The 16,173-nt window shown below is 30.0% G+C and carries 12 protein-coding genes; 6 read left to right on the forward strand and 6 right to left on the reverse strand.

The genetic code is table 11. From position 1 onward, the window contains the following. Positions 1 to 94: 94 nt before the first annotated feature. The 5 genes from carB to BA195_RS13650 all read left to right on the forward strand — a co-directional run bounded on the left by carB (position 95) and on the right by BA195_RS13650 (position 9,180). The gene (gene carB, locus BA195_RS13630) at positions 95 to 2,950 is read left to right on the forward strand and encodes a carbamoyl-phosphate synthase large subunit (RefSeq protein WP_068706396.1); all 2,856 of its coding nucleotides are present in this window, start codon (positions 95 to 97) and stop codon (positions 2,948 to 2,950) included. 131 nt (positions 2,951 to 3,081) lie between these two features. Continuing rightward, complete coding sequence (locus BA195_RS13635; RefSeq protein ID WP_068706398.1) at positions 3,082 to 3,519, forward strand: MarR family winged helix-turn-helix transcriptional regulator; 438 nt, start codon at positions 3,082 to 3,084, stop codon at positions 3,517 to 3,519. 29 nt (positions 3,520 to 3,548) lie between these two features. Further along, positions 3,549 to 4,679 carry an efflux RND transporter periplasmic adaptor subunit gene (locus BA195_RS13640; protein ID WP_068706400.1) on the forward strand — a complete coding sequence of 377 codons (1,131 nt, stop codon included), beginning with the start codon at positions 3,549 to 3,551 and terminating at the stop codon, positions 4,677 to 4,679. A 3-nt stretch (positions 4,680 to 4,682) separates the two neighbouring features. Beyond that, entirely contained in the window at positions 4,683 to 7,841 is a 3,159-nt protein-coding gene (locus tag BA195_RS13645) for an efflux RND transporter permease subunit (protein ID WP_068706402.1), read from the forward strand. Positions 7,842 to 7,857: 16 nt separating this feature from the next. Beyond that, positions 7,858 to 9,180: a TolC family protein gene (locus BA195_RS13650; protein WP_068706431.1), complete on the forward strand. Its 1,323-nt coding sequence runs from the start codon at positions 7,858 to 7,860 to the stop codon at positions 9,178 to 9,180. Between the two features lie 49 nt (positions 9,181 to 9,229). Here BA195_RS13650 and BA195_RS13655 read toward each other — a convergent pair whose 3' ends face one another. From BA195_RS13655 to BA195_RS13665, 3 genes are read right to left on the reverse strand one after another with little or no spacing between them, the layout of a single operon-like run. Further along, positions 9,230 to 9,922, reverse strand: a complete 693-nt coding sequence (locus BA195_RS13655) for a cyclase family protein (RefSeq protein WP_068706404.1) — start codon at positions 9,920 to 9,922, stop codon at positions 9,230 to 9,232. Positions 9,923 to 9,925: 3 nt separating this feature from the next. Beyond that, on the reverse strand, positions 9,926 to 10,474 hold the full coding sequence (locus BA195_RS13660) for an acyl-CoA thioesterase (protein WP_068706406.1): 549 nt from the start codon (positions 10,472 to 10,474) through the stop codon (positions 9,926 to 9,928). Beyond that, positions 10,464 to 10,850 (reverse strand): 6-phosphogluconate dehydrogenase, encoded by a 387-nt coding sequence (locus BA195_RS13665; RefSeq protein WP_068706408.1) that lies wholly within the window; start codon positions 10,848 to 10,850, stop codon positions 10,464 to 10,466. Before BA195_RS13665 ends, BA195_RS13660 begins: the two co-directional genes overlap by 11 nt. 210 nt (positions 10,851 to 11,060) lie before the next feature. Between BA195_RS13665 and BA195_RS13670 the strand changes: the two genes are divergently transcribed. Further along, positions 11,061 to 12,236, forward strand: coding sequence for a GlmU family protein (locus BA195_RS13670; RefSeq protein WP_068706410.1), 1,176 nt, complete (start codon positions 11,061 to 11,063; stop codon positions 12,234 to 12,236). Between the two features lie 27 nt (positions 12,237 to 12,263). Here BA195_RS13670 and BA195_RS13675 read toward each other — a convergent pair whose 3' ends face one another. The 3 genes from BA195_RS13675 to BA195_RS13685 form a co-directional block, all read right to left on the reverse strand. After that, positions 12,264 to 14,633, reverse strand: coding sequence for a TonB-dependent receptor plug domain-containing protein (locus BA195_RS13675; RefSeq protein WP_068706412.1), 2,370 nt, complete (start codon positions 14,631 to 14,633; stop codon positions 12,264 to 12,266). Next, positions 14,626 to 15,552 carry a FecR family protein gene (locus BA195_RS13680; RefSeq protein WP_068706413.1) on the reverse strand — a complete coding sequence of 309 codons (927 nt, stop codon included), beginning with the start codon at positions 15,550 to 15,552 and terminating at the stop codon, positions 14,626 to 14,628. The genes BA195_RS13675 and BA195_RS13680 overlap by 8 nt, the downstream gene beginning before the upstream one ends. Before the next feature lie 70 nt (positions 15,553 to 15,622). Continuing rightward, complete coding sequence (locus BA195_RS13685; protein WP_068706414.1) at positions 15,623 to 16,141, reverse strand: RNA polymerase sigma factor; 519 nt, start codon at positions 16,139 to 16,141, stop codon at positions 15,623 to 15,625. Positions 16,142 to 16,173: the final 32 nt, after the last annotated feature.

The raw sequence follows: 16,173 nt of genomic DNA on the forward strand, positions 1-16,173 counted from the left end.
TTGTTAATATATTAGGTGTTACTATTTTTTAGTAACACCTTTTTTTATAAATAACATTTTATATTTTTGCAAATAACACAACACATCAAGTAAAATGCCTAAAAATCAAAACCTTAAATCTATTTTAATAATCGGATCAGGACCAATTGTTATTGGACAAGCCTGTGAATTTGATTATTCAGGATCACAATCTTTACGTTCTTTACGTGAAGATGGAATTGAAACAATCTTAATCAATTCTAATCCAGCAACAATTATGACAGACCCTTCAATGGCTGATCATGTGTACTTGTTGCCGCTAACAACAAAATCAATTATTCAAATTTTAAAAGAGCACCCACAAATTGATGCAGTTTTACCAACAATGGGAGGGCAAACAGCATTAAATTTATGTATTGAAGCTGATGATAAAGGAATTTGGAAAGATTTTGATGTAAAGTTAATAGGTGTTGATATCGACGCTATTAATATAACAGAAGATAGAGAACAGTTTAGAGAGTTAATGTTAAAAATTGATGTACCAATGGCTCCACAAGCTACGGCTACATCATTTTTAAAAGGAAAAGAAATTGCTCAAGAGTTTGGCTTTCCTTTAGTAATTCGTTCTTCTTATACTTTGGGAGGAGCAGGAGCTTCAATAGTATATGACCCAAATGATTTTGATGAATTATTGCGTAGGGGATTAGAAGCATCTCCTATCCATGAAGTCATGATCGATAAAGCAATGATGGGATGGAAAGAATATGAACTAGAATTATTGCGTGATAAAAACGATAATGTTGTAATTATTTGTTCTATCGAAAATATGGATCCGATGGGAATTCATACTGGAGATTCAATTACCGTTGCGCCGGCAATGACACTTTCTGATAAAACCTATCAGAGAATGCGTGACATGGCAATAAAAATGATGCGTTCTATTGGAGATTTTGAAGGTGGATGTAATGTGCAGTTTGCTGTTTCACCAGATGAAAAAGAAGATATTATTGCTATTGAAATTAATCCACGTGTATCGCGTTCATCAGCATTAGCAAGTAAAGCAACCGGTTACCCTATTGCAAAAGTAGCAACAAAATTAGCCATTGGTTATACGTTAGATGAATTAGAAAACGGAATTACAAAATCTACTTCAGCTCTATTTGAGCCAACATTAGATTATGTAATTGTAAAAATACCTCGTTGGAACTTTGATAAATTTGAAGGTTCTGACCGAACTTTAGGTTTACAAATGAAGGCTGTTGGTGAGGTAATGGGAATTGGACGTTCTTTCCAAGAAGCACTTCACAAAGCAACACAATCGTTAGAAATTAAACGTAACGGTTTAGGTGCAGACGGAAAAGGTTATAAAGATTACAATCAAATTATAGATAAATTAACCAACGCAAGTTGGGATAGGGTTTTTGCGATTTACGATGCTATTGCAATGGGAATACCATTGAGTAAAATCTACGAAATCACAAAAATTGATATGTGGTATTTAAAGCAATATGAAGAACTTTTTCAATTAGAAAAAGAAATTTCTAAGTATACAATTGATACACTAGATAGAGATTTATTGTTAGAAGCAAAACAAAAAGGATATGGAGATCGTCAGATTGCACATATGCTAGATTGTTTAGAAAGCCAAGTTTATAGTAAAAGAGAAGAACTTAAAATAAACAGAGTTTATAAGTTAGTAGACACTTGTGCAGCAGAATTTACTGCAAAAACACCTTATTATTATTCAACTTTTGAAAACAATATTGAGTCGGCAGACGGAACAGTTTCTGTTGCAAACGAAAGTATTGTAACTGATAAGAAAAAAATAATCGTTTTAGGTTCTGGACCTAACAGAATTGGACAAGGAATTGAGTTTGATTACTGTTGTGTACACGGAGTTTTAGCGGCTGCCGAATGTGGTTACGAAACTATTATGATTAACTGTAATCCAGAAACGGTTTCTACCGATTTTGATACTGCAGATAAACTATACTTTGAGCCTGTTTTTTGGGAACATATTTATGACATCATCAAACATGAAAAACCAGAAGGTGTAATTGTTCAGTTAGGTGGTCAAACAGCTTTAAAGCTTGCAGAGAAATTAACTAAATACGGAATTAAAATTATTGGAACTTCTTTTGAAGCGTTAGATATCGCCGAAGATAGAGGTAGATTTTCTTCAATGTTAAAAGAAAATAATATTCCTTTTCCAGAATTTGGTATTGCAGAAACAGCAGATGAAGCTTTAACTTTAGCAGATGAATTAGACTTTCCTATTTTAGTAAGACCTTCTTATGTTTTAGGTGGTCAAGGGATGAAAATCGTCATCAATAAAGAAGAGTTAGTTGAGCATGTTGTTGATTTATTAAAAGGAATGCCAGGAAATAAATTATTATTAGATCATTATTTAGACGGTGCAATTGAAGCAGAAGCAGACGCAATTTGTGACGCTGACGGTAATGTGTATATTATCGGAATAATGGAACATATTGAGCCTTGTGGAGTACACTCTGGAGATTCAAACGCAACCCTACCTGCATTTAATTTAGGTGAATTTGTAATGCAACAAATTAAAGATCATACACGAACAATTGCTACAGAATTAAAAACTATTGGATTGATAAATATTCAGTTTGCTATCAAAAATGATACGGTTTATATTATTGAAGCAAATCCAAGAGCTTCTCGTACAGTTCCTTTTATTGCAAAAGCATATAAAGAACCATATGTAAATTATGCAACCAAGGTTATGTTAGGTGATAAAAAAGTTACTGATTTTGATTTCAATCCACAATTAGATGGTTTTGCAATTAAACAGCCAGTATTTTCATTTAACAAGTTTCCGAATGTGAATAAGAAATTAGGTCCAGAGATGAAATCAACAGGAGAAAGTATTCTTTTTATTGATGATTTAAAAGACGATCAATTTTATGATTTATATGCAAGACGTAAAATGTACTTGAGTAAGTAAAATTATAAGCTAAATTTTTAAAAACCGAAACTGATATAGTTTCGGTTTTTTTTAACAAAAAATTAATAAGTTGCATATGCAACTATATTTTGATTAAAGAGTATTTTTGTATAAAATTTTAAGATAGTTTTATGGGAATCGAAAACACATTGGTACCTTGGTTAGGAAGGACTTCTAAAATGATTGATAATCATGTTCAAGAGCTTTTTTGTAAAAAAGACATTTGTTTAACTAAAATACAATGGGTCTTTTTAAAAAAAGTACAAGAGCAAAACGGAGTAGCGCAACAAGAACTTGCTTGTTTAACAGGAAGAGATAAAACATCGTTAACAAGGCTTGTAAATACAATGGAAAAGAAAAACTTGGTAGCTCGGATTCCATCTAAGTTAGATAAGCGAATTAATAATATCCATATTACCAAAAAAGGAGCGTTGTTATATAACGAAACTTTACCAATCATAGAAAAATTTGTAGCTGGGTTACAAAAAAATATATCATCAGAAGAAATAACTCAAACTATAAAAGTGATAAAAAAGATCCAAGAAAACTTACAAACAAAAATCAACTAAAAGTTGCCATTGCAACTAAACTATAAATCATGAGAAAATTAATCATCGTAGGAGTAGGAGTCGTAGTACTTGCATTGTCATTTGCTTTATCTAATTACTTTAAAAATAGTAAAAAACGACCTAAACAAAAAGCAGTTAAAGTAGAAAAAACGGTTTTTACTGAAGAAGTAAAAAACGGAGATGTAGCTATTGCAATTACGGCAAACGGAAGTGTAACAGCTAAAAATAAAGTCGCTATTTTTTCTGAAGTACAAGGTGTTTTACAAGGAACAGGAAAAGAATTTAAAGCAGGAGTTTCTTATAGAAAAGGACAAACTTTATTACGTATTAATAACCAAGAATTTTACGCTACAATTCAATCGCAACGCAGTACGTTACAAAATTTAATTGCTTCAATTATGCCAGATATGCAATTGGATTATCCCGAATCTTTTCAAAAATGGGATGTGTATTTAAGAAATTTTGATATTAAAAGCACTATAAAACCTTTGCCAGAACCAAGTTCGGATAAAGAAAAGTATTTTATCACCGGTAAAAATATCTATACTACTTTTTATAATGTGAAAAATTTAGAAGCTCGTTTGGCCAAATACAATGTAAGAGCGCCTTTTAACGGAATTATTACCGAAGCATTAGTAACAAACGGAACTTTGGTACGTGCAGGACAAAAAATGGGAGAATTTATTGATGATACTGTTTTTGAATTGGCTTTATCTGTAAACGGATCGTTTGCTGATGTGTTGCAAAAAGGGAAAAAAGTAACGTTGAATAATTTAGAAAAAACAAAAACATGGAATGGAAAAGTAACACGAATCAATGGTAAAATTGATCAAGCTACACAAACCGTTCAAGTGTTTATTGAAGTGAAAGGAAAAGATGTTAGAGAAGGTATGTATTTAGAGGCAAATGTACCTATAAAAACAGCAACTGAGGCGATTGAAATTGATAGAAAATTGTTAGTAGATAATACTTCGCTATATGTTGTAAAAAATAATAAGTTAGACATGGTAACTGTAAATCCGATTCATTTTAATGAAAAAACAGTAGTTGTAAAAGGATTGGAAAATGGAGAAATATTAGTTAGAAAACCAGTAGCAGGAGCGTATGTTGGTTTGCCAGTTACTATTTTTTCGGAAACTAAAAACACATCAAAAAAATAAGATATGAAAAAAGTAATTGCATATTTTATAAAATATCCAGTAGCGGTAAACATCATTATCATTGCCTTTGTGGTATTAGGAACTTTTGGTTTTTCATCTTTAAAATCGTCTTTTTTTCCATTAACTGATGCTAAATTTATTAATATAAATGTAGCATATCCAGGTGCGTCACCACAAGAAATGGAAGAAGGAGTTGTGTTAAAAATTGAAGATAATTTAAAAGGATTGGTTGGGGTAGATAGGGTTACATCAACATCTTCAGAAAATACAGCAAGTATATCAGTTGAAATTTTAAAAGGCTATGACATTAATGTGGTTTTAGCAGATGTTAAAAATGCGGTAGATAAAGTACCAAATTTTCCTTCAGGAATGGAACCTGCAGTTGTTTCAAAAATTGAAAAAATAGCAGAAACCATCAGTTTTGTAGTTACAGGAGATAAAATACCGTTAAAATCATTAAAAAGTATTGCTAGGGATATAGAAAATGATATTAGAAGAATAGACGGTATTTCGCAAATATCTATCTCTGGTTATCCAGCCGAAGAAATTGAAATAGCTGTTAGAGAGAACGATTTATTAGCATATAATTTAACGTTTAATCAAGTTGCAGATGCAGTATCAAAAGCAAATATTTTAACCACAGGAGGTTCAGTAAAAACAGAAGCTGAAGAGTATTTAATTCGTGCAAATAATCGTTTTTATTATGGTGATGAATTAGATAATTTAGTGGTAAAGACTGAAAGTTCAGGGGCTATTATTAGGTTAAAAGATGTAGCAACGGTAAAAGACATTTGGAACGAAACACCAAATAGAAACTTTTACAATGGAGATTTAGCGGTAAGAATTCAGGTGAATAATACGAATAATGAAGACTTATTATCATCAGCAGAGAAAATTAATGAATATATAGAGAAGTTTAATAAAGAACATGATAATATTCATATTGAAATAACACGTGATTCCTCAATTACTTTAAACCAGCGTACCGAATTATTATTTAAAAATGCGTGGCAAGGAATGTTATTAGTGATGTTATTTTTATCATTATTCTTACGTCCGAGGTTAGCATTTTGGGTAGCTGCAGGATTGCCGGTAGCCTTTTTCGGAATGTTTATGTTGGCAGGATACTTTAATATTACCATTAATGTATTGTCATTATTTGGTATGATTATCGTTATCGGTATTTTGGTGGATGATGGAATTGTAATTGCTGAAAATATTTACCATCATTATGAAAAAGGTAAAAACCCAATTAGGGCTGCAATTGACGGAACTATGGAAGTTGTTCCGCCAATTATTTCGGCAATTACCACAACGGTTTTAGCTTTTTCAGTATTTTTCTTTTTAGATGGAAATATCGGAGAGTTTTTTGGAGAAGTTGCTACCGTAGTTGCATTAACATTGATTTTGTCGTTAGTTGAAGCTTTAATTATTTTACCAGCGCACGTTGCACATTCAAAAGCATTGGATAGAAATCAGAAATTGTATGCTTTTAATAAGTATGCTGAAAATTTCATGGATTTTATGCGTGATAAATTATACGCGCCAGCATTACGATTTGTATTAAATAATAAATTTTTTGGATTGGTAATCCCAGTTGCTTTATTGATGATTACTATGGGAGGTTTCCAAGGAGGAATTATAAAAGGAACTTTTTTTCCATCAATAGCTAGTGATCGTGTTTCGGTAAATTTAACGATGCCACAAGGAACTAACGAAAAAATTACAGATAGTATTATTTCTATCATCGAAGCTAAAACATGGGAAGTAGAAAAAGAATTTACTAAAAAATATGCGATTACCAATGAGCCTGTAGTTGAAAATGTTTTAAAACAAATTGGACCAGGTTCAGCAAAGGCATCTTTGCGAATCAATTTATTACCAGGTGAAACAAGAACTTTTAGTTCGGGTGAAATTACCAACGAAATCAGAAAAAGAGTAGGAGATATTTACGGAGTAGAGTCGTTAACTTTTGGCTCAGGAGGGAATTTTGGAGGAAGTCCGGTTTCTGTATCATTATTAAGTAATAACATATCAGAATTAAAAGCTGCAAAAACTGAATTAAAAGCTGAGTTAACTAAAAATCAGAATTTAAAGGATGTTACAGATAATGATCCACAGGGAATTAAAGAAATAAACATGCGTTTAAAAGACAACGCATATTTGTTAGGTTTGAATTTAAACGATGTAATGTCGCAAATCAGAAGCGGATTTTTTGGTCGTCAAGCACAGCGTTTTCAACGTGGCCAAGATGAAATAAAAGTATGGGTTCGTTATGATAAAAAAGAGCGTTCATCAATTAAAAATTTAGATGATATGCGAATTGTTACTCCAAACGGAAGTAGAGTTCCGTTATCAGAAATAGCAACCTATACTATTCAACGTGGAGAAATATCAATAAATCATTTAGATGGGCAACGAGAAATAAAAGTAAATGCTGATTTAAAAGATGCGCAAGGAAGTGCAACAGATGTTTTAAATGATATTAAAACAAGATTGATGCCTCAAATTAATGCAAAATATCCATCAGTAACGGCTTTGTATGAAGGTCAGAATAGAGAAGCATCAAAAGTTTCAAGCTCTGCAACTTTAGTTGGTCCTGTAATTTTATTGCTGATTTATATTGTAATTGTGTTTACATTCCGCTCATACGGACAACCATTTATGTTGTTAATTATGGTGCCTTTTAGTTTGATAGGAGTTGCATGGGGACACTGGTTTCACGGATTTCCAGTAAATATTTTATCATTTTTAGGAATCATTGCTTTAATAGGAATTATGGTAAACGATGGTTTGGTATTGATAAGTAAATTCAATAGTTATTTAAAAGAAGGTTTAGAGTTTGAAGAAGCTTTATTTGCGGCAGGAAAATCAAGATTCAGAGCCATATTTTTAACCACGATAACTACGGTAGCTGGTTTAGCTCCTTTGATTTTAGAAACAAGTCGTCAGGCACAATTTTTAATTCCAATGGCAATATCAATCGCATACGGAATCGTAATAGCTACTTTTTTAACCTTGCTAACATTACCTATTTTATTATCTATAGCAAACTATTCGAAAGTGTATACAAAATGGTTGTGGGAAGGAAAAAAGCCAACAAAAGAAGAAGTTGAAAGAGCAATTAAAGAATTAAAATCTGAAAAAGATGAAACAGCATAGTAAAAAGAAAATCAAGATGAAAACAGCATATTTAAATACCTTATTTTTATTAGTGACTATTTCTTTTTATGGACAAGAAGTTTTAACGAAAGAAAAAGCGGTAGAAATTACCTTAGAAAATAACTATGACATACGAGTTACTAAAAACAACTTAGAAACGGCTAAAAATAATAAAAGTATTTACAATAGTGGTTATTTACCAACAATAGTTGGAAATGCTGGAGCTACCTATAGTAACAATGATTCTGATAATGAGTTTCAAAACGGAACCATAAATTCGGTGTCTGGAGCAGAGTCTAAAAGTTATAATGCTTCGATTGGTTTAAATTATACCATTTTTAATGGTTTTAACAGACAGAATACGTTTAAACGTTTAAAAGAACTATATAATTTAACAGAGTTACAAGCGCGTCAAGTAATTGAAAATACATTAACGACTTTGTTTTTGGCCTATTATGAAGTTGGTAGATTAACTGAAAATGAAACTACACAAAAGCAAACTTTAGCGATTTCAAAAAAGCGTTTACAAAGAGCAAATTATAGTTTTAATTACGGTCAAAATACGAAGTTAAATGTTTTAAATGCTGAAGTTGATGTGAATAATGATAGTATTACTTACATCAATATAAAAAGAGAATTAGCGAATGCTAAAAGAGATTTAAACGTAGTTTTAGGTAGAAGTGTAAACACACCAATTACTGTAAATACGGATGTGAATTATGCAATAGATTTAAATTTAATTGATGTTTTAGAAAAAGCAAAAATTAACAATGCTAATTTATTACAAGCCCAAAAGAATATTGAGTTGAGGCAATTAGATGTTAAGGTTAATAAATCTGGATGGATGCCTAATATCGGTTTAACAAGTTCGTATGCTTGGGTAAAAAGTAATAACGATGCTGTTAATGCATTTAGTCCGATTTCTAATACACGTAAAGGGTTAAACGCAGGTGTAAACTTATCATGGAATATTTTTGATGGTGGACGTACCAAAACGAATGTTACAAACTCAAAGATTGCATTAGAAACACAGGAGATTCAAAAATTACAACAAGAAGAACGTTTAGAAAGAGATGTAAATAATGCTTGGGAAACTTATCAAAACGCCTTGTTTTCATTACAAGCTCAAGAAAAAAATGTAATAACAAATAAGCTTAATTTTGATAGAACTAACGAGCGTTATAAATTAGGGCAAGTAACATCGATTGATTTCCGTCAAGCACAAGTAAATTTAATTAATGCAGAATTAAGTGTAAGTAATGCAAAATATACAGCCAAAAATGCTGAATTGCAATTATTACAATTAGCAGGAACCTTAATAGATAATAAGAATTTTTAAGAGCTAAACCAGCATAAAAAATCCGAAGTTAGCTAACTTCGGATTTTTTTTATTCAAAAACAGCAACAGCTCTTACAGGAGAGCCTGTACCGCCTCTTATTTTTAAAGGAAGCCCTATAAAGCGAAATCGTCCTCTGTTTATCAATTTATATAAATTAATCATATTTTCATAATGCGTAAATTTTAATTCCCCGCAAATATGATGTACTTCTTTATTAGAAATTTTTGGAATACCTGGTGACATGGTTTCAACACCAAAAGCGGCTATTTTTTGTTCACCTAACCAACGAGCGCATTCTGCTGTAATTCCAGGACCTTTGCCCCAATTATCAGTATTAAAATGTTTGCGATAATGATCAGTATATAAAAGAACTGTATCTCCTTTATTTATGGTTTGGTTGCTTTTAAGTAAAGCCGTTTTAACTTCTTTAGTAGTGATTAGTTCTTGTAGTTTTTTATGTGAAAAATCTAAACAAATTCCTTCTGTATAAAACATAGAAAGTGGCATTGTGTCAATAGATTTACCAATATATTTGGCCTCCATATGGTTTAAAGCATCAACATGAGTTCCGGTATGTTCTCCCATTTCTAATTTATAAACCGCGGGAGTTTTTGTTGCTGGGTTTTTAATTCCGTCCCATTCTTCGTGCGTATTATGAACTGTCATTTTTACTTGAGGAAGACTTTTATAAACTGGCATCCCTTCAAATATTTCTTGACTTAAATCTATAATTTCAGACATAAACTATAATTCAATTTTTACATTATAATTTTCTAGTTCTTTTACGTAATCATGTGGGGTAAATTTATCCCCATCAAATTCATCTTGACGTTTATTTTTCATTTCAATTCGTTTTATAGCTTTTAAAAAACGACTAACCTCAATATCATTCTTAACAATTAAACCAGGAACCTCAATACTTTTTCCTTCATCATCTTTGGCAACCATGGTAAAGTAAGAAGAATTACAATGTTTTTTTTCTCCTGTTCTAATATTTTCGGCATCGACACGAACACCAACAACCATTGAGGTTCGTCCTGTGTAATTTACAGACGCTTTCATGGTAACTAATTCACCAACTTCAATTGGGTTTAAAAAATCTACTGTATCGACAGATGCGGTAACACAGTATTCTCCTGAGTGCTTTGATGCGCAAGCAAAAGCTATTTGATCTAATAATGATAATATGTATCCTCCGTGAATTTTACCACTAAAATTGGCATGTGAAGGAAGCATTAATTCAGAAATCGTAATATAAGTTTCTGCTACCTGTTTGTATTTTTTATTGCTCATTTTCTTGCTTTAATCCTCTAAAATGCGGAGAAACTTCTTCTTCTACTTTTGTTATAAAATATTTGGTATCTCCCAACCAAAGTAAAGCGTCATAACGCTCCTTGTAGGTAACTTTAACATAGCGACCTTGAAATTTTTGTAAATCAGCTATTACTTTCTTTTTTTGATCTTCAACAGAAAAAGAAAAAATTTGTGCTCCAGAAATTCCTTGACTTATTTCTCCTTCCCATGTTTTTATAAGTACACCTTTGTAACTAATCTTTATTAATTCACCAGAACGAACCCCTTCGCTGTAAGGAACATAATATATAAACGCGTAATACAAACTAGCAATTACCAAGATAACGCCAATAATAAGTGTTAATATTTTTTTCATAAAACAAAAGTAATATTAATACTCCTAGTAAAATAGTTAAAAACTAAAAACATATAAAGTTTAAAATGCAAAATGTTGTTTGTGTGTTGTTTAATGTTGTTAATATGATTTTTGTAGTTATTTGTAGGGGTTTAATATGTGGTAATAGTGTTTTTTTGTTAGGGTAATTAACCATCAATATTTTATATTTGTAAAAATTAAAAGCATAAGATGAATTACATTTTATTTGATGGTGATGTTCGTACATCACTCTTACCTTTTACGTATACTAAACCTGTAGCTGATATTAGAGTTGGTATTTTAACGATTCGAGAAAAATGGGAAAAATATTTAGGATCAACAACTACTACCATAACGGAAGCATATTTAGAAGAGAAGTACCCAATGGTTGAAATGGAAAAAAATGTATTGTTAAATGCTTCTTTTTTACCAACAAAGTCATTGATTAAAGAAATACAAAGTTTATCTAAAAATCAAGCTATTTTTAAAGGAGAAGATGTCATTGCTTTTTATACAGAAGATACACAAGAGGAAGTAGATTTTTCTTTATATAAACAAATTGAATTTGAAGAAGAAATCATTCAAATAAAAAATACATGGGATATCTTTTCATTAAATGATAAAGCAATAAAGATTGATTTTGATTTAATAACTGAAGGAAGAGAGTCTGAGCCTATACCAGAAACAGTTAACTATATAAATAAAAAAGATATATTTATTGAAGAAGGAGCAAAACTATCATTTGCTACTTTAAATGCAACTAATGGACCAATATATATTGGTAAAGATGCTGAAATTATGGAAGGTGTTCTTGTTAGAGGGGCATTAGCAATGTGTGAAAAATCAGTATTAAAAATGGGAGCAAAAGTATATGGAGCAACTACTTTAGGACCATGTTGTAAAGTAGGAGGTGAGGTTAATAACTCTATTTTAATGGGATACTCTAGTAAAGGACATGAAGGGTATTTAGGAAATTCAGTGATTGGTGAATGGTGTAATATAGGAGCTGATACCAATAATTCTAATTTGAAAAACAATTATGCTGAAGTAAAATTATGGAGTTATGAAACGGGGCGTTTTGCTAAAACAGGATTGCAATTTTGTGGATTAATGATGGGAGATCACTCTAAGTGTGGTATTAACACCATGTTTAATACAGGGACAGTTATAGGAGTGTCAGCAAATATTTTTGGAACTGGATTTCCAAGAAACTTTGTCCCTTCTTATAGTTGGGGTGGAGCAGCTGGTTTTACAGAGTATAAAACAAATAAAGTTTTTGAAGTAGCAGAAGTTGTAATGAAAAGACGTGATATAGAGTTTGATGAAAAGGAGAAAAAAATTCTAGAACATGTTTTTGAAGAATCTAAAAAATATAGAAAATACTAGCAAAAACAACTTTACGTAATAGTAAAGTTAGAAATATACTCTAAAAACAAAATTTGGAGTTATACCCAAAGAAAGTTTATCAGCTTTTGCTAATTCATAAGAGATAGTATTATCACTGTTTAGCGTAGGCATTGCTGTGTAAGTTCTATTAATAATATTTTTTTGATTATATATGTTTAAAATAGATATTCCAAATTTACCTTTCCAGTTTTCTGAAAAGTTAAAAGAATATGTTATAGATGTATCTAAACGATGATATTTAGGTAGTCGTTTAGAATTCATATTGTTGGTGTCTAATACAATTACAAGATTTCCGTTATTAGTATTCGTTTTTAATTCAAGAGCTTCAGTGTAAGGGTTTCCTGTTCTATGCATCCATCCTAACGAAAATTCATAGTTTTTATACTTAAAAGCATGTGACCATGAAAAGTAGTTTGTGATATCATGATTAGAAGGAAAGAAAGTGTTTTCTAAATCTAAAAATTTAAATTGATTTTTTGTGTATGAATAATTAACCCAGGTTCGATAGTTTCTAAATTTTTTATTAATAAGTACATCAATACCAAAAATTTTTCCTTCTCCATTAGAAAAATCTTTTGTTTGATCATTGTAACCTCTTGTTTGAGAGGTCATACCGCTTACATTTTTAATGTAGGTATCAAAATCTATTTTCCATTTGTTTTTATTAAAAATTAATCCTGATGAAACTTGAAAACTTTTTTGTAGTGGAATATTATTATTATTTACTTGTGCCCAAATTTGATTCTCTAAATCGAAGCCTAAGCTAGAGGATTGAAACTCTATTATTTGTCCTAATATTTGATGTTTTTGTTCTAAAGAAACCTTAAAGTTTAAACTATTGTTTATTTTTTTTTCTAAATAAAGTCTTGGCTCTAAGACTGATTCGTTTATTTTATTAAAATAATTAAATCTGACACCAGCATTTATTTTCCAACTTTTAGTATCATATATATATTCAGAGAAAAAAGAATGTGTATTATTAGTTCCTTTGTCTTGCTGAATAGAGTTATTAGTACCGTTATCTTTAGATTCAGTTTCGTCTTCTAATAAATATTCAGTTTCGTTTGATAAAAAGTCATAACCGAATAAAAAACTTGTGCGATTATTAACTTTATATTTTATATTGTATGAAAAACCAAAGTCGTTAACTGAATTTTTTTTTGAGGACTTTTTGATTAAGTAATTATCAAGATAGTTGTAGTTACCATGATAGTTTAAATTAAAGTTAGAGAAATATACTTTAAAATTTTGTGTTAATTTATACGTTAATTCGTTGTTCCAAACAATACTTAAACCGTTACTTCTAATATCTAAGTCATTTATATAATTATCTTTATAAATAGGTATTTCGAAGTTATAAGATAACTCATTTATAGTATGTAAATAGCTAAAAGATAGGCTTTGAGTAGGTGTAGGTTTATATATGAATTTAGCTGAATAGTCAGAGAAAAAGAAATGATTGTTTCTGTTAAAAGAGACGTTTTTAGTTAGTATATTTCTTTCTTGATTAGCATTAATTGTTTGAAAAACTCTATTTGATAATTTATCAAAAGTAAAGGTGTTAAAAACATCGTTAAAAGAACGTCTCAGGGAAGTTGTGAAAGCTGTCTTTTTAGATAAAGGAATTCTTATATAAGCATCAGCATGTGTCATGTTAGTACCAAAACCACCTGTTATTTTTTGAGGGATACTATCTATTGTTTTTATGTCAATTACACCAGCAATTTTATTACCATATCTGGCTTGGGTCCCACTTTTAGAAAGGGTTATTTTTTTTGCGGTATATGGGTTAAAGGCAGATAACATTCCAAAAAAATGACCAGAATAATACATTTTTATTCCATCCCAAAAAATTAAATTTTGATCAGGAGTACCACCTCTTATGTATATTCCAGCAGCTGTTTCGTCAGGACTTTGCACACCAGGTATAATTTTTAAACTTTCCAACACATCTGGTTCTGTTAAACCAGGTAATACTCCCAACTGTTGTGGTAGAATAGCGATAGATCCGTTTTTATTTTTATTAATTCCAGATGTAACATAACTATCTATTAAAACTTCATTTAAGAGATTATAATTCTCTTTTTTTTCTAGTAAAGTAATAAAATAATACTTATTTGTTATTTTATTAAATTTAAGAAGTGTTTTATTTTCTATTGCTATTATAAATTCTCGTAATGAGCACTTCTTTTTAGTTAAGGAAAAAAAAACTTTTTCAGTAATGTAAGCATCAAAAGAAAATTTAACATTAAAGTTTTCTTCCGCTTTTTTTAACACCGTTAATATTGGTGCATTAGAAAAAGCAATGTCTATTTTTTCTTGAGAAAAAACAGACATTGCTAAGCTTATAAAAAGAATACTTATTTTTTTATTCATCAGATTTTAATATCACTGAGCTATTTTTTGCTAATTTAAAAGAAATTTTCATAGGAGCAAAAACAGTTTTTAGTGCGATATTAACATTTTTATGAGTAAAAGTACCTGTAAAACGTTTATTGATATTTACTTTACTGGTGTTTATTTTTAGGTTATATTGTTTTTCTAAAGCTAAAATTACTTTACTAAGGGGGGCGTTATTAAAATTACTTTCACCATCTACCCATAAAGGTTTTTTTAAATAAAATTTCCAATTTTCACTTTTATTTTTATAGCTTCTAAAAGCTTCTCCTTTAGTTAGAATTGTTTTTTTATTATTTCTTGAAGTAACTTTTACACTTCCTTCAAAACATTGTACTTCAATAAAATTACTTGAGGTGTTTACAGTAAACTTTGTACCTAACACAACAACATTTCCTTCGTTTGTGTTTACGGTAAAAGATTGACCTTTTTCTACTTCAAAATATGCAGTTCCAGTTAAAGATAAAGATCTTTTATTGTTCCAGTTGTTTTTTTTAAATTTTAAACTAGACAAAGGAGAAAGGTGTGCAACAGAATTGTCAGGTAAGGTAACAACCATTTTTTCTCCATAAGTTGTTGAAAAAACCGTATTATTATCATTGTTTAAATAAAAAATAGTTAAAAATAAAATAATAGAAGCAACAGCACTATATAACCAAGTAGGTTTTAGTCTTAAAATTTTTGTTGATTTCTTTTTGTGAGCTATTTTTTCTGAAACAGTACTAAAAGCGTCTTTTAAATTATAGTCAGGTACCTTTAATAACTTTGTAGCGTCATTTATTTTTTTAAATTGATGATATTCTTCAGAATTTTTAAACTGTTTTAACTCTTCTGTTGATAGATCATTTTCAATCCACCGAGCTAAAAAAGTCTCATCTGTATAATATTCTTTTTTCATATTTTGTTTTTCACACTTGTAGTATAAGAACAATTAAAAGTTTAATTACCCTACTTATTAATGCGTATTGTTAAATTTTACCAATTTGTTCTTTTAGTATGAGCAAGGCTTTGCTCATTCTTTTTTCTACTGCTTTCACTGATATTCCTGTAATTTCGGCTATTTCAGTATATTTTTTCTTGTCAATTCTACTTAAAAGAAAAACTTCTCGTTGTTTTTCTGGTAGATTAGCAATTGTTTTTTTAAGTTTTTGATGAAATTCTTTTTCCTCTAAAATAAACTGAGGTGTTTCATTGGTTTTATCTAGATAAATATTTTTTCGATAATGTTCTAAAACCACTTTTTTGTGAGCTATCTCGTTTAAAAAACGATTGTTTGCAACTGTATATAAAAACGATTTAGCTTTTTCAAATATTACTTTATCACAGTTGTCCCAAAGTTTTATAAATGCTTCTTGCACTAAATCTTCGGATTGCTGCATGTTTCCACATTTATAGTAAATGTAGTTTCTTAAGGTTTGTGAATGTTTGTTAAAAATTTTTTCGAAATTTTTTTGTTCACAAACAGATTTTTGAGGAAGGTTGTTCATATAAAGTATAACAAAAATATAAAATTGAAATT

Origin of the sequence: Tenacibaculum soleae, assembly GCF_001693415.1 — a bacterium.
Lineage (GTDB): Bacteria > Bacteroidota > Bacteroidia > Flavobacteriales > Flavobacteriaceae > Polaribacter > Polaribacter soleae.